The organism is Frankia sp. CeCAU1 (genome assembly GCF_977971845.1).
Genome location: NZ_CDWWXA010000010.1, coordinates 38,982 through 64,294 on the forward strand (window position 1 = coordinate 38,982; position 25,313 = coordinate 64,294).

Annotated in this window: 22 protein-coding genes, 2 tRNA genes, 1 other RNA gene, 1 pseudogene and 1 riboswitch; of the genes and pseudogenes, 13 read left to right on the forward strand and 13 right to left on the reverse strand. The window is 71.1% G+C overall.

The features are described 5' to 3' along the window. The first annotated feature begins 428 nt into the window (after positions 1-428). A complete protein-coding gene (locus AC08OO_RS03680; protein WP_476618233.1) occupies positions 429-1,010 on the forward strand; it encodes a hypothetical protein in 582 nt (193 codons plus the stop codon). 88 nt (positions 1,011-1,098) lie between these two features. Here the strand turns inward: AC08OO_RS03680 and recR are convergent, their stop codons facing one another. From recR to ffs, 4 genes are all read right to left on the reverse strand, one after another. Then, complete coding sequence (gene recR / locus AC08OO_RS03685; RefSeq protein ID WP_011434735.1) at positions 1,099-1,698, reverse strand: recombination mediator RecR; 600 nt, start codon at positions 1,696-1,698, stop codon at positions 1,099-1,101. Between the two features lie 15 nt (positions 1,699-1,713). Beyond that, the gene (locus AC08OO_RS03690) at positions 1,714-2,172 is read right to left on the reverse strand and encodes a YbaB/EbfC family nucleoid-associated protein (protein WP_476608929.1); all 459 of its coding nucleotides are present in this window, start codon (positions 2,170-2,172) and stop codon (positions 1,714-1,716) included. Positions 2,173-2,230: 58 nt separating this feature from the next. Further along, entirely contained in the window at positions 2,231-4,612 is a 2,382-nt protein-coding gene (locus AC08OO_RS03695; RefSeq protein ID WP_476618234.1) for a DNA polymerase III subunit gamma and tau, read from the reverse strand. 38 nt (positions 4,613-4,650) lie between these two features. Next, positions 4,651-4,747, reverse strand: an RNA gene (gene ffs, locus AC08OO_RS03700) — signal recognition particle sRNA small type. A gap of 106 nt (positions 4,748-4,853) precedes the next feature. Here ffs and AC08OO_RS03705 point away from each other — a divergent pair. Further along, positions 4,854-4,938 (forward strand) — tRNA-Ser (locus AC08OO_RS03705). A 411-nt stretch (positions 4,939-5,349) separates the two neighbouring features. Here the strand turns inward: AC08OO_RS03705 and AC08OO_RS03710 are convergent. The 4 genes and pseudogenes from AC08OO_RS03710 to AC08OO_RS03725 form a co-directional block, all read right to left on the reverse strand. After that, positions 5,350-5,526 carry a hypothetical protein gene (locus AC08OO_RS03710; protein ID WP_476608932.1) on the reverse strand — a complete coding sequence of 59 codons (177 nt, stop codon included), beginning with the start codon at positions 5,524-5,526 and terminating at the stop codon, positions 5,350-5,352. 749 nt (positions 5,527-6,275) lie between these two features. Beyond that, entirely contained in the window at positions 6,276-6,551 is a 276-nt protein-coding gene (locus AC08OO_RS03715) for a hypothetical protein (protein WP_476608934.1), read from the reverse strand. Positions 6,552-6,887: 336 nt separating this feature from the next. Then, positions 6,888-7,433, reverse strand: a complete 546-nt coding sequence (locus AC08OO_RS03720; protein WP_476608947.1) for a hypothetical protein — start codon at positions 7,431-7,433, stop codon at positions 6,888-6,890. A 279-nt stretch (positions 7,434-7,712) separates the two neighbouring features. Beyond that, positions 7,713-7,916: pseudogene (locus AC08OO_RS03725) on the reverse strand (hypothetical protein); the annotation flags it as partial. Positions 7,917-8,161: 245 nt separating this feature from the next. Between AC08OO_RS03725 and AC08OO_RS03730 the strand changes: the two are divergent. From AC08OO_RS03730 to AC08OO_RS03755, 6 genes are all read left to right on the forward strand, one after another. After that, positions 8,162-8,575: a hypothetical protein gene (locus AC08OO_RS03730; RefSeq protein WP_476608935.1), complete on the forward strand. Its 414-nt coding sequence runs from the start codon at positions 8,162-8,164 to the stop codon at positions 8,573-8,575. A 31-nt stretch (positions 8,576-8,606) separates the two neighbouring features. After that, positions 8,607-9,443, forward strand: coding sequence for a radical SAM/SPASM domain-containing protein (locus AC08OO_RS03735; protein WP_476607945.1), 837 nt, complete (start codon positions 8,607-8,609; stop codon positions 9,441-9,443). Then, on the forward strand, positions 9,443-10,570 hold the full coding sequence (locus tag AC08OO_RS03740) for a methyltransferase domain-containing protein (RefSeq protein WP_476608936.1): 1,128 nt from the start codon (positions 9,443-9,445) through the stop codon (positions 10,568-10,570). Before AC08OO_RS03735 ends, AC08OO_RS03740 begins: the two co-directional genes overlap by 1 nt. 303 nt (positions 10,571-10,873) lie before the next feature. After that, entirely contained in the window at positions 10,874-11,185 is a 312-nt protein-coding gene (locus tag AC08OO_RS03745; protein ID WP_476608937.1) for a glycosyltransferase, read from the forward strand. 21 nt (positions 11,186-11,206) lie between these two features. Further along, positions 11,207-11,608: a hypothetical protein gene (locus AC08OO_RS03750; RefSeq protein WP_476608938.1), complete on the forward strand. Its 402-nt coding sequence runs from the start codon at positions 11,207-11,209 to the stop codon at positions 11,606-11,608. An 85-nt stretch (positions 11,609-11,693) separates the two neighbouring features. Beyond that, on the forward strand, positions 11,694-12,722 hold the full coding sequence (locus AC08OO_RS03755; RefSeq protein ID WP_476618235.1) for a hypothetical protein: 1,029 nt from the start codon (positions 11,694-11,696) through the stop codon (positions 12,720-12,722). Positions 12,723-12,741: 19 nt separating this feature from the next. On the opposite strand, the gene AC08OO_RS03760 is transcribed toward AC08OO_RS03755, so the two are convergent. After that, entirely contained in the window at positions 12,742-15,708 is a 2,967-nt protein-coding gene (locus AC08OO_RS03760) for an nSTAND1 domain-containing NTPase (RefSeq protein ID WP_476608939.1), read from the reverse strand. A gap of 631 nt (positions 15,709-16,339) precedes the next feature. Here AC08OO_RS03760 and AC08OO_RS03765 point away from each other — a divergent pair. Together AC08OO_RS03765 and AC08OO_RS03770 are read left to right on the forward strand one after the other, a co-directional pair. After that, positions 16,340-16,675, forward strand: a complete 336-nt coding sequence (locus AC08OO_RS03765) for a DUF4326 domain-containing protein (protein WP_476608940.1) — start codon at positions 16,340-16,342, stop codon at positions 16,673-16,675. 534 nt (positions 16,676-17,209) lie between these two features. Next, on the forward strand, positions 17,210-18,595 hold the full coding sequence (locus AC08OO_RS03770) for a pyridoxal phosphate-dependent decarboxylase family protein (protein ID WP_476608633.1): 1,386 nt from the start codon (positions 17,210-17,212) through the stop codon (positions 18,593-18,595). 188 nt (positions 18,596-18,783) lie between these two features. Here the strand turns inward: AC08OO_RS03770 and AC08OO_RS03775 are convergent. The 3 genes from AC08OO_RS03775 to AC08OO_RS03785 all read right to left on the reverse strand — a co-directional run bounded on the left by AC08OO_RS03775 (position 18,784) and on the right by AC08OO_RS03785 (position 20,054). Beyond that, positions 18,784-18,870 (reverse strand) — tRNA-Ser (locus AC08OO_RS03775). Positions 18,871-18,989: 119 nt separating this feature from the next. After that, positions 18,990-19,436, reverse strand: a complete 447-nt coding sequence (gene tadA / locus AC08OO_RS03780; RefSeq protein WP_462187576.1) for a tRNA adenosine(34) deaminase TadA — start codon at positions 19,434-19,436, stop codon at positions 18,990-18,992. A gap of 126 nt (positions 19,437-19,562) precedes the next feature. Next, positions 19,563-20,054, reverse strand: coding sequence for a tRNA adenosine deaminase-associated protein (locus tag AC08OO_RS03785; RefSeq protein ID WP_476608941.1), 492 nt, complete (start codon positions 20,052-20,054; stop codon positions 19,563-19,565). A 420-nt stretch (positions 20,055-20,474) separates the two neighbouring features. On the opposite strand from AC08OO_RS03785, the gene AC08OO_RS03790 reads away from it, so the two are divergent. From AC08OO_RS03790 to AC08OO_RS03800, 3 genes are all read left to right on the forward strand, one after another. Beyond that, positions 20,475-21,725: a MurT ligase domain-containing protein gene (locus AC08OO_RS03790; protein ID WP_476608942.1), complete on the forward strand. Its 1,251-nt coding sequence runs from the start codon at positions 20,475-20,477 to the stop codon at positions 21,723-21,725. Positions 21,726-21,806: 81 nt separating this feature from the next. Then, positions 21,807-22,550, forward strand: coding sequence for a type 1 glutamine amidotransferase (locus tag AC08OO_RS03795; protein WP_476608943.1), 744 nt, complete (start codon positions 21,807-21,809; stop codon positions 22,548-22,550). Positions 22,551-22,699: 149 nt separating this feature from the next. Beyond that, positions 22,700-23,347, forward strand: a complete 648-nt coding sequence (locus tag AC08OO_RS03800) for an alpha/beta hydrolase family protein (protein WP_476608246.1) — start codon at positions 22,700-22,702, stop codon at positions 23,345-23,347. 521 nt (positions 23,348-23,868) lie between these two features. Here AC08OO_RS03800 and AC08OO_RS03805 read toward each other — a convergent pair. Next, positions 23,869-24,975 carry a C40 family peptidase gene (locus tag AC08OO_RS03805; protein ID WP_476608944.1) on the reverse strand — a complete coding sequence of 369 codons (1,107 nt, stop codon included), beginning with the start codon at positions 24,973-24,975 and terminating at the stop codon, positions 23,869-23,871. Between the two features lie 5 nt (positions 24,976-24,980). Then, positions 24,981-25,155: riboswitch (cyclic di-AMP (ydaO/yuaA leader) on the reverse strand. Positions 25,156-25,313: the final 158 nt, after the last annotated feature.

A 25,313-nucleotide genomic window follows, 5' to 3' on the forward strand; every position in this document is an offset into this window, starting at 1 on the left:
AAGGTGCGCGCGGAAGCCGTCCCACCTTTCTCTGAATGCTCTTGCTGCCGCCCGTCTCGATGCGTTCGTCGATGCTCCGGCCGATTCCCACGCCGACGCGCGAGCCGACGAATTCGTCGAATGCCCGCGCAGATGCTCGGGCGAATGCGCATCATGGGTAGATCGGCGCGCCTCGTAGCATCTGGGCGCGTAGCGGAGCGACTCGGCGGCAATCCATGGATGAAGGGCTGCCGTAGCATGAAGGAGATAGCTCAGAGTGATCAATTTTGAGGCTTGGGTGGCGTGGGTGCGGGAAGCTGGCGGGATGTCCTCCGGTGAGGATGGCGGTTCGCCGGGCGATCCGGGGCACCGCGGCGGCGTGGGTCCGGGGCACCGCGGCGCCGGAGACCTGAGCGGTGTGGATGGATAGGCGCGTCCGCGATCTACGCATGTGCCACCTACCAGCCGTCTGCGACCTGGCCACGCCGGTGCCGTCGGGGGTGGTCGTCTCCGTCGCGTGGCGGCTGGAAGGGGCCGGGCGGATCATCGGCGGCATGGTGCCCCGCGGCCATCCGGGGGCTGGCCCGCAGGGTAAACGGGTCCTGCACGGTGAGGGGATCTGGGCGGCCGAGATGTATCCGCGGGACCGGGAGATCTCGGCGGAAGCCGACCTCGTCGAGCCGGGTTCGGCGGCCCGGCCGGTCCGGCTGGTGGTGCACGGCTCCGACCGGGACATCATCGGCTATCTGGATCAGCCTTGCCTGCCGGCCACCCGACTCGCCCGGCTCACGACCGGGCTGCGCCGGGACGCCCGTCAGGTCAGGGTCCGGGCGGCCGGGCGGGTCTGGTGGCTACGGGCGACGAACGTCTTCGGAGTACAGGTCGTCCGGGATCCCGAGGTACGGATCTACCGCACCAGAGGATTACACGCCGTGTTCAGCGCCGAGGCCGACCATCTTGACGTCAGCGTGGTCCTGCTGACCCTGGCCTCGATTCCCAGCTCGGCTTATGCCCCCATCCTGGGGTTCTAGCGGCTGCAGCGGCCCCGGCGGACCCGGTGGCGGACCGGTGGAGCCGGGGTGGCTTCGGGGTGGGACCGGGTGACAGCAGGCCGGGGTGTCAGGCGCTGACGACGCGGCGTCCCTCGAAGGCGCGTCCCAGGGTCACTTCGTCCGCCCATTCGAGGTCACCGCCCATGGGCAGGCCGCTGGCGAGGCGGGTGACCTTCAGGCCCATCGGAGCGATCTGCCGGGCCAGGTAGGATGCGGTGACCTCACCCTCGGTATTCGGATCGGTGGCGAGGATCAGTTCGGTCACCGTGCCGTCCGCCAGGCGGGCGACGAGTTCCCGGATGTGCAGGTCGTCGGGACCGACACCGCCGATGGGATTGATCGCGCCCCCGAGCACGTGGTATCGCCCCCGGAACTCGCGGGTGCGTTCGATCGCCACGACGTCCTTGGGCTCCTCGACCACACAGATCGAGCTCGGATCGCGGCGGGGATCGGAGCAGATCCGACACAGTTCCGACTGCGCCACGTTGAAGCAACTCCGACAGAACTGGACCTTCTCCTTGACCTCGGTCAGGGCGGTGGCCAGCCTGCGGACATCCACGGGGTCGGCGGCCAGCAGATGAAACGCGATCCGCTGGGCACTTTTGGGACCGATGCCGGGCAGCCGCCCGAGCTCGTCGATCAGATCCTGGACGATGCCCTCGTACACCGGTGCCGCCGGTTGTCAGCCGAGCCCGGGAAGGCCCGGGCCACCCGGAAGGGGGCCTCCGAGGCCGCCACCGGACAGCAGTCCACCGAGTCCACCGAGTCCGTCGGCGCCACCCGGACCTGCCGGGCCGCCCGCGCCGAGGCCGCCGGTGATCGAGTCCATCCGGTCGGCGGCGAGCTTGTGGGCATTCGTGGTCGCGTCACGGACCGCCGCGAGGATCAGATCCGCGAGCGTCTCGGTGTCCTCGGGGTCGACCGCCTCGGGGCTGATCGTCAGATCGACCAGTTCCCCGCCGCCGTTGACGGTGGCGCGGACCAGGCCGCCGCCGGCCGTCCCGTCCACCCGGGCGGTGGCGAGGTCCTCCTGGGTGGCGAGGATCGCGGCCTGCATCTTCTGCGCCTGTTCGAAGAGCTGCCCCAGCGCCCCGCCCCCGACGGAGGCCCCACTCCCGGCGCGGTTCTGTGGGTTAGACATGTCGATGAGCCTACGTCTCCTTCAACCGGACGAGATCTGTTCCTTCAGCCGGACGAGATCAGCCGGACGAGATCTGTTCGATGATCGTGGCACCCAGTCCGCTCCGTAGCAGGGACACGGCGGCCTCCTCGCCCCCGCGGGCCCCGCCGGGACCGGACGGGACGGCCTCGTCGTCGAGGGACGGCTCGTCCTCGCGCCGCGGACCCGGCTCGTCCCCGGCGGGGGGTGCACTGGCAGCGGCGGCGACCCCGTTCGCCGGTCCGGGCCACGAGCCGTCCCGGCCCGTGGCGGACCAGGGCCTGCCGCCCTCGGGGCCGGGGGCCGGGCCGGTGGAACCGTGCCCGGCGCCGTGGGAGTCGCGGGGGTCGCCGTAGCCGTCCGGGCCGCGGCCGGGGTCTGTCGTGCCGCCTTCGGTTCCGTCGGTGGAGCCGCCGTAGCCGTTCCCGGTGTCGGGGGACAACCCCGCCGGTCCGCGCATCTGGCCGGGCATGGCTCGGGGGGATCCCGGCGAGACGGCGCGGTTCTCGGCGCCGACGGGCGGATCCAGCCGCGGGCCCCAGGAGGAGCCGGAGGATTGTCCTGCCGGGCCGGCGGGCCGTGCCGGTGCTGGTGCCGGTGCCGGTGCCGGTGAGCGGGATGCTCCCGCCTGGCCGGTGGGCCCGGGGGCTCCGCCCGAGCCGGCGAACCCCGAGGCCTTGGAGGGACCGGGCGGGCCGGAGTAGCCACCGCCGCCCGGACCGGGACCCGCTGCGGGCCGCCCGCTGCCGCGACCAGATCCGCCCGCGGGAGCGACGGTGACCCGCCAGGCCCCGCCGAGTCTCTCCGCCAGCACCGTACAGAACAGCTCGGCGTTGTTCCCCTGCCCGAACATCCGGCCCATCGTCGGGGTGGCGAAGGCCAGCACGACCTCGTCGCCTCGAACGTCGGCAACGGTCGCGTGATCCTTCAGGATCGCATGCGTCTTCCGGCTGTGGCGGCCGGCGAGCACGAGAAGCTCGTCCCACAGCATCCGCAGGCCGGCGGCGTCGATCCGCCCGGTCCCGGGCGTGCCGGCCGTGCCCGGAACACCTGCCGGGCCCGAGGGGCGATCACCCGGCGTGAACGCGGGACCCGGCGAACCAGGCTGGGGGCCCGCCGCCGGTCGAGACACCGGTCCGGTCCGAGCGGGTGCCCGGACTGCCAGCGGCATGGGCTCCGGGTCCGCGGCGGGCGGGTGGACCGGCGCGGGAGCCCGGCCGACCGGCAGCGGGGACGGGGGGCCCGGCTCCGGTTCTTCCCCGCCGAGCACGGCCCGCCGTTCCAGCCGCTCCAACCGGGTGAGCAGCGCGGCCGGGTCGGTCGACGCCGTGGGCAGCAACGCACGGGCCATGATCAGTTCCAGCATCAGCCGTGGGCTTGCCGTCCCCCGCATCTCGACCAGGCCGTTGTGCAGGACGTCCGCCGTCCGGGACAGCTCGGCGGGGCCCATCCGGGTGGTCTGCGCCCGCATCCGGTCGATCTGGTCGGGGGAGAAGGATTCCAGCAGGCCGCGGGCGTCCGCGTCCGGAACGGCAGCCATCACGATCAGGTCACGGAACCGGTCGAGGAGATCGGTCGCGAACCGGCGCGGGTCGTGACCGGCGGAGACGACCTTGTCGACCACGGTGAACAGGGCCGCGCCGTCGCGGTCGGCCAGCGCGTCGACGGTCTCGTCCAGCAGGACGCCGTCGGTCATGCCGAGCAGCGCCACCGCCCGGTCGTAGCGCAGGCCGTCGTCGTCCGCGCCGGCCAGCAGCTGGTCGAGAACGGACAGCGAGTCGCGAACCGATCCGGCGCCCGCCCGCACGATCAGCGGCAACACGGCCGGATCGACGACGACCCCCTCCCGGGCGCAGACCGACGCCAGATGTTCGCGCAGCACGCCCGGCGGAACCAGCCGGAAGGCATAGTGGTGCGTCCGGGACCGGATGGTCGGGATGACCTTGTCCGGTTCGGTGGTGGCGAAGACGAACTTGAGGTACGGCGGGGGCTCCTCGACGACCTTCAGCAGCGCGTTGAACGCCGCCGCGGTCACCATGTGCGCCTCGTCCACCACGAAGACCTTGAACCGGGCCGACGCAGGGGCGAAGAACGCCCGCTCGCGCAGGTCGCGGGCGTCGTCGACGAGACCGTGCGACGCAGCGTCGATCTCCGTGACGTCCATCGAGGCGCCCGTCCGGATGCCCACGCACTCGTCGCACACCCCGCAGGGTTCAGGGGTCGGGCCCTGGACGCAGTTCAGCGAGGCGGCGAGGATCCGGGCGGAGGAGGTCTTGCCGCAACCCCGGGGGCCGCTGAAGAGATAGGCGTGGTGCAGCCGACCGGTGCGCAGGGCCTTGCGCAGCGCACCGGTCACGTGCTCCTGGCCGACGACCTGAGCGAATGTCGCGGGACGGTACCGGTTGTACAACGCTGTGCTCACTGACCTGCTCCGCGTGCTCGACGAGACGATCGGCGAAACGAGAGGACCCCCCGCACACCCGCCAGAGCCCGCTTACCCTTGCTGCCTTCCGGCCCTGGGGGGGTTCACGAGGGTAACGCCGCACGAGGGGTCTGCTGTGCAGTCTAGCCCGTGATGGACGATCATGAATTCCGAGGTCTGCCGGGCGGCACGGCGGCAGGCCCGGCGCCCGGCCCCGCAACGATCAGATAGTCTCATCCACGGAGGATTCGCCTAGTGGCCTAGGGCGCACGCTTGGAAAGCGTGTTGGGGGCAACCCCTCGCGAGTTCGAATCTCGCATCCTCCGCAACGATCTTCGCGGCCTTCCCGCCTCGTACAGCCTTCTGACCAGGCTTGACGCGATGGGCCCCGATCTCTCTCGACGCCTCTCCCGTCTCGGTGAGGACATGGTGCGGACGCCGCGTCGTGCGAGGCACCGCCGCCGCCACCGTCTCGGCCGCCTTCTGCCCGGCCGAACGCAGCAGATGCGTGTAGAGCGTCCCCGTGATCGCTGTCGAAGAGTGACCGAGGCGCTTGGACACCATCATGATGTCGACACCGTTGCATATGAGCGTCCAATGGCGCTCTCATGCCGCCTTACCTCTCGGCGAGGCGCCCCGAGTCTGACCGGCCGAAGCCGCGCTCGGTTCCCGCTCAGCGGTACAACCGGGCCTGGCACCCCGTCTACGCCCTCGCTGGACACCGCGCCGGCTGACGGTCACCGCTGCCGTGACACCCTCTGAGCTCGCGGTGCCGGATATGCCCGTCCGTAGGCTCTGAGGAGGGCTTCCCGCTTCGCCGGAGTCGCGCCGCGAAGCGCCACGATCAGCCCCAGCAGCCAGACACCGCGGTACAGCGCCTCGGGTACCGCGGTCATCAGAACGATCAGAAACACGGGGTTCCTCCCTTTAGCCAGACCACTCCCTTGTGGAGCGGACCGACCGAGGGCGACCCACATCCGTTCATATCGACGATCATCCGGCTACGGCAAATTATTGATCTTGAAACATCAAGATCGATGATCTTCTATTGATTGACCAGCTATGTGACTGAGATCACGCGATTGGGGTCGGGGCTGCGGGTTCCGGGCCGGAATCCGGTTCAGGACGGAGCGGCGAATACGCCTTCCCGTCCGTGTCCATCGCAGCGAACACGTTGACCTTGTGACGGATCAGCCCGGCGCGGGCGTACAGGTCATCCATGGCTGTTGCCTTCCCTGGCCGTCGTCGGCGTCGGTGTCGGCATGGCCATCGGTACGGCTGTGACGAACGCCGACCGGCTTAACCGCGCCGAGGTGACGGTCGCCGGCTGCCGCCGGGACGGCGTCTTCGGTGCCCCAGCAGCCGATCTTCAGGTACAGAACAGCTCCCGCACCACCACGAGCTACACCGTCACCGTGTCGTTTCAGGGCCCGGAAGGGTGGGGCCAGCGCAGCACCGGGCTCACCACCGCGCTGCTGGTTGCCCCCGGACAGGTCACGACGGCGACCGCCCGCGGCGTCATGACGATGCCGGCGGGAGAGGTTCCGGTGTGCAAGGTGATCGGCGTGACGAGGACACGCGCCTACCAGCGACGCCTGCCACCGCGGACCGGACTGACGGGGCCGCCCCTCGCAGCGGGCGCTGCGGCGGTAGAGGTGCGAGTTCAGTCCTGTCCGGGCAGGATCGGGAAGAGTAGGTCGCCCGTGGCGGCTTCGGCCTCAGCAGTCTGGAGGCGTTGTTCCAGGTCTGCGGGAAGGTCCGGATGGATGGTCGTGCCGTCGGGTGCGGGCTCCCAGTAGCCGTGGCCGTGGGCGAGGAACGAGCCCTTGAGGAAGATCGACCAGTAGCCGTCTTCGTTGACGACGGCGACCGCTTCGGTTTTCGGCCCAGTGGCGATCATCTGGGCCTCGCCGTCGACTCCGATCACTTGCAATGGCATTGCTTGCTCACCGGCTACTCGTCCTCGGCTTCGGCCACGGCGGCCAGGAGCGCGCGGCCTTCCGGAGTGTTCTCCCAGTCCAGGGGCCCGATGACCGGCTCAGGGACTGGGGTGCCCGGCGGGAGCGGGCGGAGCTCGCCTGGTTGCCACACGAACCGGTCCGCCCAGTGGGGGTCTGGCTGCTGCTGTGTCCCAGGCGTCGTCGTTCTCCTCCACTACTGCATCTGCGCGTCGTACACCGACGCCGTGACGCTGCCCGCCCGCTATGGGCAGAACGGGCGCCGCCGCGGTCCCTATGGCCGCGGAGCACGCGGTAGGCATGCAGAAAGGCGCGGCTCAGACGTTCGTTCCGGACGTCAGTGCCGGGCGTTGCGCTGCCGCGACCAGTTCGCCGAGCTCCCGGACCGCCGGCATCGTTCCCCAGCGGGCATCCAGGGTGCGCCAGGTCTTCGCGGCTGGTCCGACGACCCACGAAGTCCGCTGGTCTCCGACCGCCTCCAACGCACTGCGCGTCGCCGCGGCGGCCCGTTCCGGGTCCGGTTCGGCTCGGTGCAGGTAGCTGCGGGCGAGGGCGTTGTAGGAGCCGCCGAGGTTCGCCGACCGGCCGCTTCCGAGGTAGGCGTCGACGGCGCGCTGCGCGAACTTCTCGGAGGCCGGGTCCCGAAGGGTGGCGAGGATCGCCGCTGTCTGGGCCACGGCCTGGCCTTCATCGATGCGGACCTCGCCGGGCATGACGGGTCCGTTCCACAGGCGGTCCCACATGTCGTCTAGCGCGGCTCGCGCGGTCGGCTCGTCGCACCCGCGGGCGGCGGAGCGCGATTCGCAGGCGGCCAGCATGGGCCGCGCGTAGGGGTGCGCGTCACGGCGCCGCTCCGCGGCCACGCTCTGCGCGCGATGCGGTTGATGTTCGCCTCGATCTCCCGCAGCGTCGGGGGGCGATGGCGGCGGCGGCCGCGATCCGTCCGGAGATCTGGGCGGCAACGGCAGCGGCTCCGAGCAGGCCGAACTCTCTGCGGTCCGTCGGACCCACCTCCTCGTCCGTGGGGGGCACCGGCAGGCCGGCGCGCATGGCGTGGATCCGTCTTTTCCAGCGTGAGATCTCCCCCCGGTGGCGCAATAGTCATCGAGGCGGGTGGCTACCCGATCCGTCGGGAGGATTTCTCCCTGCTCGATGCGAGTGAGGTCCCCACGGTCGATACGGGCCCGGTTGGCGAATGCCCGTTTCGACTCGGCGCCTCGTAGTTCGGTGATGCGTCGAGCGAGTCGCGCCTGCCCAGTTTCCACGGGTCCACGGCGTTCCCCTCGCTCGCAGGGTGTGGTGTGGTCCCACCCACACCCACACCCACACCCACACCACACACACATTGTGGTGGCCCTAGTGCGCAGTGTGTCATGAGTTCACCGGCAGGTCAGCCGGCCGAAATACCCGCTGGAGGTGGAGCCGTGCAACCGGACTCACCCCCGGGGCGGCCGAGCGATGCCGAAGGTGGGGGCACCCCGATCCCGAATGTCGGGGCGCCACAACCGCCGACCCGCCACGCCCTCGTGCTTCCGCTCAGACGCCCGATAGTCGCGTGGCAGGACGCCCCCACACCCTCCCTGGAGAAGCCGTGACGAACCCGCCGCCGTTCACTGCCGCGTTCACCCTCGCGCCACACGACCTGTTCGGCCAGGACGTCAAGCACCACAAGGCCCTGAACCTCAGCGACGAGCAGGTGAAGATCCTCACCGAGGAGTGCACCCGCTACCAGGGCACCGCCGACACCAACGTCCGCCAGATGGCGCGGACCGTCGCGCTCGTCCACCACCTCCTGTACGGCGGCACGCTGCCCACGACCGAGCAGACGGAGGAGATCGACCGCCAGCTCGTCCAGTGGGCGGCGCTCGCGCTCGAACTCGCCCGCGCCCAGGCCGCCGGCACCTACCACGGGATGAAGGCCCTCACCCCCGACCAGCTCACGCAGCGCGCCGCCCTCCACCAGGGCGGCGAGCTCCATCCCCCGCGAGCCCTCACCGCCCACTGATCCCCACCGCATCCACCCGCAAGGAGAACAAGTGACCACCACCCTTGCCCCACCGCCGATCGACCGGCTGTCGCTGGAGCTCACCGGCCGCTGCCAGCTTTCCTGTTCCCACTGCTACGCCGACTCGGGCCCGGCCGGCGGGCACGGGCCGATGACCGCGGCCGACTGGGCGGAGGTCATCGACGCTGCCGCCGAGCTCGGGGTCCGCCTGGTGTCGATGATCGGCGGTGAGCCGACGTTGCACCCGGCGCTGCCCGAGCTTGTCGGCCGGGCGCTCGATACCGGCATGACGGTGGAGATCTTCACCAATCTGGTCCGGATCCCGGATGGCCTCTGGCCGACACTGACGCGGCCTGGGGTACGGATGTCCACCAGCTACTACACCGCGGACCAGGCCGAGCACGACCGGGTCACGGGCCGGCGCGGAGCCCATGCGCCCACCCACGCGAACATCGTCGAGGTGCTGCGCCGCGGCATCCCGCTGCGCGTCAACATCGTCGGTGACGGTGAGGCCGCGGACCGGGCGCACGCGGAGCTGCTCGGGCTCGGGGTGCCCGCCATCACCCGTGATCCGGTCCGCGGGTTCGGCCGTGCCGCGGGCGACGGCGTCGCGCCGGGCGGCTGCGGACGCTGCGGGCTGGGCCGAGCGGCGGTCCTTCCCGACGGCCGGATCACCCCGTGCGTGATGAACCGCACGCAGGACGGCGGCAGCGTGCTGACCGCCTCGCTGCGCGAGCTGCTGTGTGGCGAGCAGTGGCAGGAAGCGGTGAACGCCGTGCCGCGACCGCGAGCGCCCTACGCGGCGTGCGGCCCGGACGACGACACCAAACCGTGCGGCCCGGTCCACCCCGAACCCGACCCGAACTGATGACCGAGACCTGGCGGGACCATGCCCGCACCCTGGCCGACGAGATCACCCACCCCGGCTCCCGCTGGCACCCGGTCGTCGCGGACATACCGCGGCACGAACTGGTGCCCGCCTGGTGGACGCGCACCACCGAAGGGTGGGCGCCGCGCCGCGGCCCGATCGGCGACGCGTACGCCGCCCATCGGTCGCTCGTCACCCGCGTCGGCGCCCACCACGCAGACCGGGCCACCGACAGCGACGTGCCCGTGGGCCGGCCGGCGTCCTCGGCGACCATGCCGGCCCTGGCGCTCACCATGTACCGGCACGGCCGGCTCGGTGAGGGCCTGGACATCCTCGACGTCGGTACCGGCTCCGGCTACGGCACGGCCCTGCTCGCCCGCAGGTACGGCAGCGACCATGTCACCACCGTCGACGTCGATCCGTACCTGGTCGCCGCCGCCACGGACCGCCTCGCAGCCCTCGACCTGCACCCCACCGCCCTGGCCGTCGACGCGACCGGCCCCCTACCCGGCCGCTACGACCGGATCATCTCCATGGTGTCCGTGGCCAGCATTCCGCCGAGCTGGCTGGATGCACTGCGCCCCGGCGGCCGGCTCGTCACCACGATCAGCGGCACGCACATGGTCGTCACCGCGACCCGCACCCCACGCGGCCTGGTGGGCATGGTCGAGTTCGAGCCCGCCGGGTTCATGAACACCCGCACCGGCGACGACTACCCACCCGCGCCGGTCGAGGCCGAAGACCTGGACGTGCGCGACGGCGAGCACGTCAGCACCGGCCGTTACCCGGTTCTCGACGTCGCCGAAGGGTGGGAGCTGTCCACGCTGTTAACTCTCGCCGCGCCAGGCGTGCGGCACCACTACCGGCGGGAACCCGACGGCCAGCACACCGCGATCATGGCCCATGCGGACGGCTCCTGGGCACGGGCCACCGCCATCGGTACCGAGCAGCCCACAGTCCATCAGGGCGGGCCGCGTCGCCTCTGGGATGCGCTCGACGAGGTCCGCGACGACTGGACCCGCCGCGGATTCGCCCCGTTCCTCGGCGCCAACGTCCGCATCCACGACGACGGCAGCATCCGGCTCACCTACGGCGATTGGACCGCGACTATCCCGGCCGTGACCTGACCTACCAGCATCCACCGCACGGGGGAGATCACATGTCCTGGCAGGCCACCAGCCCGGTCGCCTCGGACGCGCCGACGGTCCGCGTCGCCCGATCGGGCGCCGACGTCGTCATCCGTCACCACACCGCCGATATCCGGCATGACCTTCATCTGCCGTTGGTCGTTTGGTTCGGCGTCGTTCGGGCGATCCGCTCCGGCCGTCTCGACGATCTTGACGCGGCGTGGACGTCGCTCTACTTCCGGTCCGGCCTGGACGGCCTCGCCATAGCCGGTTGCCGCCCGGCGGCGAGGTGCCCGGCGCACGGTGACGTCCAGGTCGGCAGCCTCCGCGGCTTCCCGGCGCCGCCGGTTCTCCGACCGAGACAAGGTGGAGATCGTGACCTGCGGGGAGCCAGGGGTGCTGCGGCTGCTACGAGCGCGGGGCGGCGCCGTCGAGGTGCACCGGGGGCGGATGTGGCGGGGCATGGCGGAGCAGCGCCAGTTCCTGCTCGACGCGTCCCGCGGCCGATATGTGCTGTACCTCGACGACGATGTGCTCTGCGAGCCGGCCCTCGTGGACCGGCTGCTCGCCGCCATCCGCATCCTGCGCTGCGGCTTCGTCGGCACCCCACCGTAGGAGCTGAGCCACGTCACGGACGTGCGGTCGCACGAGCAGAAACCCTTCGAGACCGTCACCGACGCCGCGGACGTCCGGCTGGAGCGGGTGCGCGAGGGCACTCCCGGCTGGGAACGCTGGCGGTTGCACAACGCGGCGAACCTCACCCACATCACCGCCGACCTCGCCCGTCGCGGCCGGCTGCCGGCGGGCGGCTGCCACGACCGCACCGAGGCTCCGCCGGTGCAGAAGTCACGGCTAGTGACCTGCGCCGGGTCGATCGGTGCCGCCGTGGGCCGCCGTGGGCCGCCGTGGGCCGCAGGCCGCGGGAGACCACGTTGTGCTGGGTGTTTCCGCTTCCGGCGGGCGGTCGCCCCGGCTAGCGTCCAGCGGGTGTGCAGTCGGACCGGCAGACGGGCCATGATCATGGCAGACGGGGCGTGACCATGGACGATGACCCGTTTCTCGACTGCCCACAGACGGATCATGGTCATGGGAGGCGGGCGACATCCCGAAGCGCAGGTGCGGCATGGGCGACGAGTCCGATCGACGGCGGTTCCTCCGGCTGGCGGCGGGGGCATCCCTGCCACCCGGGCTGTTCATGGCCCGGAGCGGGCGAGTGATCCCGAGAGTGATCGCGTCCGAGGACGTCCTGAACCACATCGACGCCCGCATCGAGCAGATCACCGGGGCGTACGAGCGGACTCCGATCGGCGCGACGAGCGTGTACCTACGCCGGCATCTGCCGGCCGTCCGCTCCCTGCTCGCCGAGGGCGGGCACCCGACCGCCGTCGACGCCCGCCTGCACCGTGCCGCCGGCCGCCTGGCCGCCCTGTGGGCCACCACCCGCCACGACCTCGGTGACATCCCCGGGGCGACGGCCGCGTTCGCCGAGGCGTTCGGCCACGCCGAGGAGGCGCGGGACCGGACACTCCAGTGCTGGGTTCGGCTGTGGCAGAGCTCCCTGGCCCGCAAGTCCGGCAGCCTGACCTCCGCCCTCGCGCTGGCCCGCGCCGCCACGTCCCACGTCGGTGCGGGCTCGCCGGCCGCCAGCCGCGCCGCGGCGATAGAGGCCCGTACCCTGGGCGCGCTCGGTGAACGGGCGGGCGTGCACGAAGCGATCAATCGTGCCTGGCGCATCCAGGGGACGCTGAGTCGCGCGCAGTCGGGTAACCCCGGGTTCTCGATCGACACCCTGCACATGCTGACGCTCGCCGAACTGTCCGCGGCGGCGTACGTCGAACTCGGCCAGCCGGACGCGGCATCGGTCTATACCGACGCCTCGGTGCACCATCTCGATGTCGCCGGGGCGACCGGCCTGCGGTCGATGGCGAGGATCGCCGCGGCTACAGCGGCCCTGCACCGCCACCACGTCGACGAGGCCGAAGCGCTCGTCACCGAGGCACTGGACATCTCCGAGCACCGGCCGAACGCCGTGATGGTCACGCGGACCCACCGGTTCCTCGCGGACGCCCGGCGGATCGCCGGGCGGCGCCAGGGCACGAACAACATCGCCGAACGCCTCGACACCTGGACGTTGCCGTCGTTGCCGAGGTAGCCGCCGGTGCCGCCGGCGGTCACCCCGCGCAGGTGTCCTGGTAGGGCAGGCCGGGAATGTGGAAGCTCCACGCCGACCGGTCGAGCCCGCCCTGGGCCTCGTGGCAGGCGTACTCGACGACGCCGTTGCGGCGGAACGCGTCGACCGCGGTGAGCCGCCACAGCCGGACGGTGCCATCGTTGCCGCCGGAGGCCAGCGTCCCGCCGTCCGGGGAAAACGCCAGCGACAGGACGGAGCGGGTGTGCCCGGTCAGCGGCTGCCCGATCTGCCGCGGCGGGGTGACGCTGGTGTCCCAGAGCCATACCCTCCGGCCAGATCCGACCGCGGCCAGGACCTGCCCGTGCGGGGAGAAGGCCACGGCCCGGACCGGTCCGGGGTCGGCGAGAAGGATGCTGGGCGGCCGGGGCCGATCCGGGGCGGTGACATCCGCCAGCATGATTGATCCGTCCTGGCCGGTGGCTCTGAGGCGCCCGTCCTGGGAGAACGCATCCCACGGCGTGGGGAGGGCTGCGGCGGCGTTCACACGCCCCCGCAATTGTGGCCGGTCTGGGTCGGTGACGTCCCACCGCAGCACCGTCCCGTCGACGCCGGTCGCGTCGAGGTTCCGGCTGTCCGGCGAGAACGTCACCGACGTGATCCCGCTGCGCTGGCCGGTGAGGGGCGGGTCGATCCGACGATGTTGACCCTCCGTCACATCCCACAGCACGACCGTTGCGTTCGCGCCGCCGACGGCCAGGATGCGTCCATCCGGGGAAAACGCCACCGAGGTGACGGGATCGCCGCGGCTGGCGAGTGGGTTCGGGTCCTCGGCGAGGGTTTGCAGCAGGTTCGCCCGGCTGTCGGCGCCCCTGTCGGCCTTACCGCCGGCCGCACCACCGGTACCGGGGTCGATGTTCTCGGCGGCGATGGCGAGTCGTAACGCGCGCACCTGGTCCGTCGCCCGCGCGGCGTCGGCGCCGGCGAGCAGGGTGTGAGTGATCAGGGCATGCCGCGCCCGTTCGGTGGCGCGCTGCGCCCGTTCCGCGGTGCGCTGCGCCTGCCGGGCGGTGAGGGACTGCCAGGTGGCGACCGCGGCCCCGACGACAGTGAAGACGAGGAGCACGGAAAGGACAGCGATGACCTGCTGGCGGCGTTGACGTTCGTGACGTTCCCGGCGGCGGGCCGCCTCGACGCGCGTACGTTCCTGACGACGGGCTTCCTCGATCCGCTGGTCGCACGCGTCAATGAACCTCCGCCCGGCCGGTTTGAGATGGACCACCGGCTCCTCACCGGCGCGGAAACGCTCATAGGACTGCCACAGCGTCGTGATGGCGGTGGTCAGCCGGTCCTCGTCCCAGAGCGGGCCGTCGTTGTGCTCCCACTCGGCGGCGGCGCGCTCGACCTTGCCCTCACTGAGCAGGGCGGCTTCCCGTTCCCGGATGACGGCATCCAGTGGCTTCCAGGCGGTCAGCAACGCCTCGTGGACGACCCCGACGGCGGTCCCCAGGCTGTCGCTGGGGGTGGACAGCAGCCATTGGTTCACGAAGACCTGGAAGGTTCTCCGCAACGCGTCGGACGGCAGGTCCTTGAGGTCGATGCGTCGGCGGGCCCGCCGACCGGCCTCGTCGAGCGTGGCGAGCTCGGCCATGCCGACCAGGATCTCCTCCCGGCCCAGCCCGCTCGTCTCCACGGCGTCGTCGAGGACGGCGTCGGCGCGGCGGGCCAGCGCCCCCCGCACGCCACCCAGCTCGTGGTACCGGTCCATCGACAGGGTGCCGCCGCGGGTCTGGTCCTTGGCCAGCTCATGGAGCGTGAACGCCAGCAGCGGCAGCGCCTCGCCGTCCTCGGTGTCCGCCACCATCCTGGCGACCAGCTCCGGCTCCACGTGCAGGCCGGCTACCCGGGCCGGCTCGGTGATGACGACCGGCAGCATGTCCCGGGCCAGCGGGCGGAGGGGGAAGACGTGCAGGTTGACCCCGCCCTGTTCGGGGGGGCCGCTCAGTTCGGGCAGGGCGAAGACCTGGTCCTGGAACTCGGAGCGAAGCGCCATGACCACCCGCACGGGACCGGTGACCCCATGCCGCAACAGGGTCGCCAACCGGGCCCGTTCCTCTTCGTCCGATCGGGTGAACAGCTCCTCGCCCTGATCGATGATCAGTAGCAGCAGGCTGTCCCGCACCGGGCCGGAGCCGGCCGTCAGAAGTTCCTCGGCCAGCCCCATGAGGGCCAGGTCGTCCTCCCTGAGCTGCCGGTCGATGTCGGTGACCACCCACTGCTGGCCGACGCGCCTCGCAGCCTGGGTCAGGGTGTGGGCGAGCTTGCGGACCGGGTCCCGGCCCGGCCAGAAGGGGTCGGCCACCTCCCAGCCGGGCTCGCCCGCCAGCTGGGCCGGCAGGCCGGCGGTGACCAGCGACGACTTGCCGCACCCGGAGGCGCCGACCACCAGTAGCAGACGCTGTTCACCGAGGGAGCGTAGCCGGTGGGTGAGCCGCCGCAGCTCGTTGCCGCGCCCACAGAACACCTTGGCCATGTCCCGGGTGAACGGCCGCAGACCCGGGAACGGGGACCGGTCGTCCGCCCAGCCCAGCCCGCCGCCGGCCTCGACGCGCCGCAGCCCAATGTTCAGGTTGTCGGCCCACCCCGGATTCTCGTGCAGGTGAACGTGCTGCCGGTCCTCCAGAAGCGGGGAGGTGACCGTCGGCTCCACGCGCAGCGGCAGCAGCAGGCTGCCGACCTCGTAGGCGATTCCCAGTTCGTAGGAGCACCACGGGGAGGCGTTGTAGGCGTTGGTGATGACACAGACCACGGCGTCGGCGGCTCGCAGCTCGCGGTGCAACCGATCCTTCCACATGTCGCCGGGCTGGACGCCCACCCGGATGTTCTGAGCGAGGAACACCCGGTGGCCAAGAAGGGTCAGCGTCTGATGAACCCTGTCGGCCAGCTCCGCGTCGGAGCCCGCATGGCTGACGAAGACTCGTGCCACCATCGCCCCCAGGACTCGCCGCATTTGCCGCGCACATTCTCGCGGAGATTCTATGCGCCGCTTGTCCTACCTCCGGCAGGCGGCATGGATACTCGTCGGCGCCCGGTCGCAACCGGTCCCGTCGGCGCCCTGGAACGATCCCGCCGCATCGCCGCGAGATATCACCAGAAGGGCCGGGACGGCAACCTCGTCGCGTCGAAAAACTGTACTTCACCCGTTATCAAATTTCCGGTGTACGGAAAGTAAAGGGGGAATGGCTGGATGGTTGTGGCTGCCCCCTTCTGTGCTGTTCCCGTGCCTCCGGCACGTTTCTTACTGTAACGATCACACGATTAACGATCGTACGGTTATTGCGTGCTTATTGCAGAGGGATTGCTTGTTTATTGTGGTGATGTTGAATCGGGTCCGCCGAACGTGGACCGTCCACTGGTTCCCGGGCCCGATGTGGCTCCTCTGGTACGTGGATCGGCGGTGAGGTGGCCCGATCGGCACGGACAGCCGGCCCGGTCCGCGCCGATCGGTTGCGAACCCCGTGCGGGGGGATGGTGGTGTCCGTACCGTCCATGCACGCCATTCTCACCGACGATCCGGATCTCACCGACGATCCGGGCGAGTTGGGCGGCGCCAGGGATGTCGTCGAGCTGGGAGGCCTCCGATGATGACCGTCGCACAGTCCCATGTCCGGCTCTCCCGCGCCGCCGGGTGGCGCAGGCCCGACGACGTGGTCGTGGTCGCCCGGCCGACCCGATGGGGCAATCCCTTCGACCAGCGCGAGTGGGGGCGGTCCGCGGCGGTAGAGCTGTACGCGGCGTGGATGACTGGCAATGGGCCGGATGTCCGGTACGACCGGTCCGGTCGCCGCTACTCGCGGTCGGAGCGGCTCGCCGAGTTGCCCGACCTGGCTGGTAAGCGGTTGGCCTGCTGGTGCCCGCCGGGCGAGCCCTGCCATGCCGACGTCCTCGCCGCCCTTGTCGCCGAACGGGTGCGATGAGGGCGACTGTGAAAGCACCGTCCAAACGCCGGGCCGCGTGAAGATTGCCCCGCGATACGACACGTGTCCATCGTGCTGTCGTAGGACGCGTCGGCTTGTCCGGTGGTCCGGTCGCACGCCTGGGACCACTTCATGGCATGCTCGGTTTCGATGGCATGAGGATGTGTCAGCCGTCCGTCCCCCGGGACGGCGGGTCTGGGCACCTTCCGCGGCGTCCATGGGGTATATGGATGGACGCCCGGGCATGTCGTCCCGTAGGCCGGGTCCTCATCGTGGAGGTTTGTTGTGAAGCGTGTCGGAGCGATTGTTCTGTTGGTTGCCCTGGTTGGTGGCGGGTTCCTCTTCCGTCGTCAGCGCGGCAAGCAGGACGCGTAGCCTCGGGTCGTCCCTCGGGTCGCGGGAGATCATCCGACCCGGGCGGCTTGTGACGGTCCGCGACGAGCCGGTGTGAACTCGGGGCTGACCCGGAAACGCCGGTGTTGCGGCGGGGCGAGCTGCCCGATGTCCGGGCATGGCCGAACCTAGACTCCGCCTGTGCATCGGTTTGACGCGCAGACTGCCGATCTCGTCCGCGCGATATGTGACTTTGCCCGCGTCCGGCTCGGATTCGATCCGGTACCGCTGGACGCGCCATTGTCATGGGACGAGTTGGCGGCGGCGGTGGGATCCACGATCACCGCCGAGGGCATCGGTGGCCGTCGCGCCCTCGAGGTGTTCGACGAGGAGCTGTCCCGCGCCTGCATCTCGACGGATCATCCCCGCAATCTCGCCTTCATCCCGGCCGCCCCGACTAAGGCGGCTGTATTGTTCGATCTGGCGGTCGGGGCGTCATCCATCTACGCGGGCAGCTGGATGGAGGGCGCGGGCGCGGTCTTCGCGGAGAACGAGGCGCTGCGATGGCTGTCGGACCTCGCGGGCTTCCCCGCCTGCGCCGGTGGGCTGTTCGTACCGGGGGGCACCGTCGGCAACCTGTCGGCGCTGGCCGCCGCCCGGCATGCCGCCCGGAGCCGGTTGACCGCCGCCGGTCGGCCGACTCCACCGCGATGGCGGTTCGTCTGTGGGGCCGAAGCGCACTCCTCCCTCTACCAGGCCGCCACGGTGCTCGACACCGAGGTCGTCGTCGTGCCGACGGATGACGCCGGACGACTGACCGGCCAGCTGTTGGCCGAGGCGCTGGACCGGCTCGCCGAGCAGGACGGCGCCCAGGCCGTCGACGGCGTGTTCGCGGTGGTGGCGACCGCAGGGACCACCCAGTTCGGCACCGTCGACGACATCCGCGGGGTGGTGGACGTCTGTCAGGCCCGCGGGTTGTGGGTACATGTGGACGGCGCCTACGGGCTGGCCGCGCTCGCCGCCGCATCGACCCGCTCTCTCTTCGACGGGATCGCCGAGACCGACTCGTTCATCGTCGATCCGCACAAGTGGCTGTTCGCGCCGTTCGATGCCTGCGCGCTGGTGTATCGTGATCCGGCGCTGGCCCGGGCGGCGCACGGCCCGCAGCGGGCCGGCTACCTTGAGGTCCTGGATTCGGCGGGGGCCTGGAACCCGTCGGACTACGCCATCGGGCTGTCCCGGCGGGCCCGCGGGCTGCCGTTCTGGTTCTCGCTGGCGACGCATGGCACCTTGGCCTACGGCCGGGCCATCGAGTCCACGCTGGCGACCGCCCGGGCGGCCGCGCTCCAGATCGCCGCGCTGCCTTACGTCGAGCTGGTGCGGGAACCGCAGCTGTCGATTGTGGTGTTCCGTCGGCTGGGTTGGCAGGCCGCGGACTACCAGCGGTGGAGCGAGAACCTGCTGCGGGACGGTTTCGCGTTTGTTCCGCCCACCGTGCACGAGGGCGAGACCGTCGCCCGGTTCGCCATCGTCAACCCGCGGACCACCGTTGACGACATCGGCGCGATCCTCGCCACGATGGCCTGATCCTCGCCGCGATGGGCTCCCTCTCCCCGCCGTCCCGGCGCCCGGGCTTGATCCTCCGGGACCGCTGTGCGGGCCCGGCCAGCCGCTACTAGAGCCGGCGTTCCAGGCGCGGGAGGAGCCGGGCGCGGGAGCATCGCGGCTGGTTGGCCGGCTGGGCAGCACGCGAAGAGCGAGACGTGCCGCTAGGGCGGTGGAGGTGGGATTTGAACCCACGGAGGGGTTGCCCCCTCACACGCTTTCGAGGCGTGCGCCCTCGGCCACTAGGCGACTCCACCGCAGATTAGCCTACCGGACGTCGCGAGAGTCCGGTAGGCCGGGGTGTGTAGGGGTCCGACGGCGCCGAGAGGCCGCCACGCTCGCCCCGAACCGGGCGAGCGTGGCGGCGGTGTGCCGGCTAGCGCCCCGCCGGGCGCCGGCGCGCGGCGAAGAACTCCGCCAGGAGTGCGCCACACTCGCCGGCGCGGATCCCGGCGACCACTTCGGGTCGATGATTGAGCCGCCGGTCCCGCACCACGTCCCAGAGCGAGCCGACCGCCCCGGCCTTCTCGTCAACCGCACCGTAGACGAGGCGGTCCACCCGGGCGAGCACGAGGGCCCCCGCGCACATGGTGCAGGGCTCCAGCGTGACCACGAGGGTGGCTCCCGGCAGCCGCCAGGAACCCGTCCGGCGCGCGGCCGCCCGCAGGGCGATCATCTCGGCGTGGGCGGTGGGATCGGCGCCGCGTTCCCGCTCGTTGTGCCCGAGCCCGAGCACAGTGCCGTCCTCGGTCACCACCAGGGCACCCACCGGGACGTCGGCGTGGTCCGGGGCCAGGCGGGCCTCGCGCAGGGCGAGCCCCATCGCCTCGTGGAAGCGGTCCGGTCCGGGCGGACCGCTCAGCCGGGCGGGAGCGCCCGCCCGGGGGTACTCGTCGGGATCGGTCATCCCGGATCAGCGGGCCGGCGGCGCGGGACCGGACCGGTGGGCTCAGCCACGTGCGTCATCGAGGATCTCCCCGGCCCCGGCCCGTTCGCTGAGCGCGCTGATCACATCGCCTGGCAGCAGCCCCTCCTCGCCGATCAGTTCCAACAATGCCTCCGCGGGGGTGCCCAGATCGCCGAGTAGATCGAGATCGCCCACGGGGGCGGCATGGGTGACGGCGGACGCGTCATCCTCGTCGTCCGGGGTGGTCAGCCCCGCCATCGAGGGCAGCGCGTCGGCGAACAGGCGTTCGGCGAGGTCGGAGGTCACCAGGACCCGGCGATCGGAGAGGAAGACCTGCGGATCCGGGTCGTCGGGACGCACCCGGACCACCGCGAGGTACTCGTCGTCCTCCTCGAGGAAGGCGACGACGGGGCCATCACCCAGATCCCGCATCATGTCGGTGAGGGCGTCGAGGTCGTCGGCGTCGGCCGGGTCGAGATCGTGCACCGACCAGTGGCCGTGTACCCGCGCGATCGCGATTGCCTTCGTGGTCACTGTGCGCCCTCACGTCCCTTCTGCAACCGTGCGGCGGACCCGGGCCGGCCGTGCCGGCCCGGGATGCCCGCCCGGCGCGGCCCCCGGTGGCCAAACCGGCGCACCCGCGCCGACCAGCCGTGTTCCGCCTGTGATTCTCACCTGTGGGGGCGGCCGTGGGTATTCCGGTTCACCCTGTCAGGTGAGTTCTACCGCGATGCCGCGTCGATTCCGCGGCGGTGGTCCGGTCGACACCTTCCCCAACGGACTATGGGTAACGCCAGCTCACGTGAGGTAATGTCCGGGCTGGAACAAACCCCCGTCCGGGGGCGCTACCGGGTGGTACCGGGCCGATGACCGGGGACTGGACCGGGATCTATCGGAACAGAAGACGGGGCGGGCTTCGCAGTCCGGTGCCGTCGTGGCACTGTAGAAACCGCGATGACGACATCAATCCCCCGCCGGTTCACCGCCAGGACCCAGGCCGCGCTCGCCGTTGAACGTCTGGCGGCCGAGGCGTCACGCCGGCTCGGCCGTGGTTCCGGCGAGATGATCGGTGGCAAGCTCGCGCTGCGGGTATCCCCGGCGGCGCTCGCCGAGGTCGGCTCCCACCGGATGACCGCCTGCGTGTCGGGCACCAACGGCAAGACCACCACCACGAGGCTGCTTGCCCGGGCCCTGGGCACCCTGGGGCCGGTCAAGTCGAACAGCGGCGGGGCGAACATGGCGCCCGGGGTGCTGGCCGCGCTGTCCCGGCCGCCGTTTGACGCGGCGGCGGCTCTCGAGGTGGACGAGATCTGGCTGCCGAAGGTGACCAGGGAGATCTCGCCGCGGGTGGTCCTGCTGCTGAACATCAGCCGTGACCAGCTCGACCGGTCCAACGAGACGCGGCGCATCGCCGCCATGTGGCGCGAGCTCGGCTCGGAGCTGCGCGACACGACGGTGGTCGCGAACGTCGATGATCCCCTGGTGGCCTGGGCGGCGGCGGGCTGGCACCGGCAGGTCTGGGTGTCGGCGGGGCAGAACTGGACGGCGGACGCGATGGTCTGCCCGCAGTGCGCCCGGCTGCTGTACCGCAACAGCAGCGGCTGGTGGTCCGAGTGCGGGCTGGCCAGGCCCGAGCCGATCGTCGCGGTCACCGGCTCCCGGGAACTGTTCTGGTACGGCCGCACCATCGAGGCCCGGCTCGATCTGCCCGGACGGGTGAACCTCGGCAACGCGGCGATGGCCGCCGCCGCAGCCCGGGAGTTCGGCGTCGAGATCGAGGATGCGCTTGCAGCCATGACCGGCCTGGGCGATGTGCAGGGTCGCTATCAGGAGGTGGCGCTCGGCGAGGAGGGCCATCGAGGCCGGTTGCTGCTGGCGAAGAACCCCGCTGGCTGGGTGGAGATGATGGAGCTGTTGGCGGACGCGCCGCCGCGGCCTGTCGTCATCGACTTCAACTCCCAGACCGCTGACGGGCGGGATCCGTCCTGGATCTGGGACGTGCCGTTCGAACGGCTCGCCGGCCGGCAGGTGCTGGTCACCGGGGAGCGCAAGGAGGACATGAGCGTTCGGCTGGCCTATGCGGAGGTGCCGCACAGCGTGTATGCCAGCGCGCAGGACGCGGCCCTGGCCGCCAACGAGAAGGTGGTCGACGTCGTCGCCAACTACACGGCGTTCCGCGATCTGCTGGTGAGGTCCACGCAGTGAGGTTGTGCACGTGGCGAGGTTGTGCACGTGGCGAGGTTGTGCACGTGGCGAGGTTGTGCGCGAGATGAGGGGATCCACGCGATGACGGGCGGCTCTGCGACCAGGATCGCGCTGATCTACCCCGAGCTGCTTGGTACCTACGGCGACGGCGGTAACGCGATCGTGCTGTCCCAGCGCCTGCGCTGGCGTGGTTTGCCGGTTGAGGTGGTGAACGTTCCTGCGGGGTCGGCGGTGCCCGAGAGCTGTGATATCTACCTGCTCGGCGGCGGCGAGGACGCACCGCAGGTCCTCGCCGCGGACGGCATCCGGCAGAACCGGGCGATCCGGCGAGCGGTGAGCTCGGGAGCGGCGGTGCTCGCCGTGTGCGCCGGCTACCAGGTGATCGGCGCGACCTTCCCATCCGGTGGGGAGATCCACGAGGGGCTGAATCTCGTCGACGTGGAGACCCGTCGCTCCTTCGGCCCGTCGGACGCGCCGCCGGCGCGTGCGGTCGGGGACATCGTGGTGGAACCGGACGCACGGCTCGGCCTGCCCACCCTGTACGGGTATGAGAATCACGCCGGGCGGACGAGGCGGTTGCCCGACGCGAGCGGCATCCCGCTCGGTACGGTCCGGCTCGGGATCGGTGACGGTGACGGCGGAACGGACGGCATCGTGGATGGCCGGGTCATCGGCACCTACCTGCACGGGCCGGTGCTCGCGCAGAACCCCGCCCTCGCCGATCTCCTGCTCAGCTGGGTCCATGGTCCGCTGCCGCCGTTGGACGCGCCCCGCGAGGTGGAGGTGCTGCGCCAGGCCCGGCGCCGCGCGTTGGCCGTCACCTGACGCGTCCCCTGGCGTTTTTTTGGGGGGGACACGTGGGGGGACAAGGCGGACAGGCCCCGGTCTGACTCCGGTCTGACCCCGGTCTTGTCGTCATCTGCTGCCAGGTTTGCGGCGTTTCCCGGCCAGCGGTGTGGTTCGGTTGGACCGTGGTGTCGAATCCCCTCGCCGGATGGTGGGGCAAAAACAAGAGAACCGTGCTCATCGTCGGTGTCGTGATCGTGGTCGCCTGGGGCTACCTCGGGACCCGTGACCGCCCGAAGACCCAGCGGGTCAGCCTGCCCGGCGACTACGCGTCGGCGGGCCGCGAGCTGCTCGTCCATGCCCCGTCCGATCCCGCCAACCCGCTTCCGCTGGTGTTGATCCTGCACGACGACAACGCGGACGCGAAGTCACTTGACCGGCAGAGTGACGCCGGCAAGCTCGCGAACTCCCGCGACTTCGCGGTGGCCTTCCCGGAAGCCGTGGGCGGCACGTGGCGGATCGACGGACCCGAGGGGGCGGACGTGCGCTATCTGCGCGACGTGGTCCGCTTCGTCTCCACGAAACGGACCAAGGTGGATCCGAACCGGGTCTACGTGTGGGGGATCGGCGAGGGTGCCCGGCTGGCCCTGACCGCCGCCTGCGCCCCGGGTAAGCCGGAGTTCGCCGCGGTCGGCGTCGTCGGGCAGTTCGACCCGGAGCCCGGGCCGACCTGCCAGGACCGTGTCCCGGAGGGCCGGGCCCCGGAGGCCTCCTGGGACCGGAAGGTCAGCGAGACCCTGTGGAAGTTCTCGTCTGTTCACCGGCTGGGGGCCTGACCGCGGCGCCCGCGAGCGGGCCGGGCGGTTTCCGCACCGGGCAGAGACCGAGGGCTGAAGTCCGCCGATGCCGCCGGGAGGGGGGTAGCGGCATCGGCGGACCTGGTCGGCCGGGGCCCGAGGCCCGCCGGCCTTCCCGTGCGGATGGGGGGGGGAATCCGAGGGAAGGCCGGCGGAATCGGGGGCCTTCCGGCCGGACGGACGTCAGATGGGGGGGGAGATCTGACGTCCGTCCCACCGGAAGGAGGGCCCGTCCGGAGAGCTGGAAAGGAAGCATGTAGGCGGGTTGTCGGGCGGTGACAGGGCCCGCTTGCTGGTCTGTCCGCGGCTTCGCCGGTGGGTGGGAGTCCCGGGTCCGGCTTCCACGGCTTCGGGTCGGCGCCTGGAGAGGGGCTCGGTAGCCGGCCGCTCGTGGACTGGCAGGGCTCGTGTGGTCCGCGCCCCAGCCGCGAAGGCGATCCACCGGAGCCGGATGAGCCGTTGCGTCGGCATGAGGGCGGTGCGCCGGCTCCGACCGGCCGCTAGAGGATCCGGCCTACGTAGTAGGAGGTGGTATAGATCTTCTTGAGCGACACGACGTCGCCGGTGTGCGGCGCCGCCCACATCATGCCGTCGCCCGCGTAGATGCCGACGTGATAAATGTTCCCGGGTGTCCCGAAGAAGATCAGGTCGCCGGGCTGTTTGTTGTACTGCGACACCCGGGTGGCGGCGGCGAACTGGGCGTCGGTCGTCCGCGGCACGCTTCTGCCGAGCTGCTTGAAGATGTACTGGATGAGGCCGGAGCAGTCGAACGAGCTCGGGCCCTCCGCACCGTAGACGTAGGGCTTGCCGGCCTGCAGGGAGGCCAGGTAGACGGCCTTCTCCCCGAGGGAGCTCGACGGGACCGGAACCGACGCCTGGTCCGCGGCGTCCCCTGTCGTGAGGAGATCCGACCGGGCGGCGTTGCGGACGGGCCGGGGGGTGGGCGCCGGCCGTACGCGCAGGGTGGCGTCGTTCGCCGAGCGGGCGGACTGTAGGGCGTCCGTGCCGTCGAAGACCGCGGTGACGTTCGTGGTGGTGAGCACTCGGGCCGTGTAGGAGGCGTAGCCTTGGGCGTTGGTGTAAAGGTGCTTGAAGGTGGCCCACCCGGTGGGGAGCTTCACCTGCACCTTGACCAGCTGGTTCGCCAGCGGTTCGTGGGTCTGCTCGTTGTAGAGCGAGAAGCCGATGTCGATCGGCTGGTCCGCGCTGACGCTCACGTCGGGGTTGGTCACCCGGAGACCGACCTGAACCTTGCCGGCCAGGGGCGGGGCGTCGACACCGCCCGTCGAGCCGAGCAGGGAGGTGGAGCCGTGGGTGCTGACCGCTGCGGCGGCGATGCTGCCCCCCAGGGCGGCCTGGGAGCCGATCTGCGCGGCAAGGGTGATCGGAGCGGTGTTCGGCTGCTCGTCCTTCGCGGCGTCGGCGTTGATGTCGGTGGCGCAGCCGGCGAGAGCCACTCCGGAGACCGCGACGGTCCCGGTGGTCACGGCGGCGAAGGCGCGGGCCCGGGCCCGGCTGCGGGCGGCCGGAGGCGCGGAGGGTGCGCGGTGACGGCCGCGACTGGCGCCTCGCGTTTCTTCGTCGAGCTGCACGCTTTGCGCGGACAACGGTGTATTCCTTCCCGTACGCCTGCGAAGTGAGCTGTCGGGTTCGGGCTGGGCTGCCCGGCTCTCGCGTGACCTTCACGCGTCGAGCTTCACCCCTAGGTCAACACCGCGGATCGGTGCCGGCCGGTGGAGGTGGGTCCCCCGCTCCTGCCCCTGATGACGACTCGGAGGGGACACCGGGGCCGGGGGCAGGACTCGGCGTTCGGCCCGGTGTTGTCGTGACGTCGGCGTGAGACTAGTCCACTTGGACGGGGTGGGTAAACACTAGTCCTTCCCAACTACGGCGAGTGCGCGTTGAAGTTCCCGTCGCGCGACGTCGGCGGCCCGCGCGGTCGGCC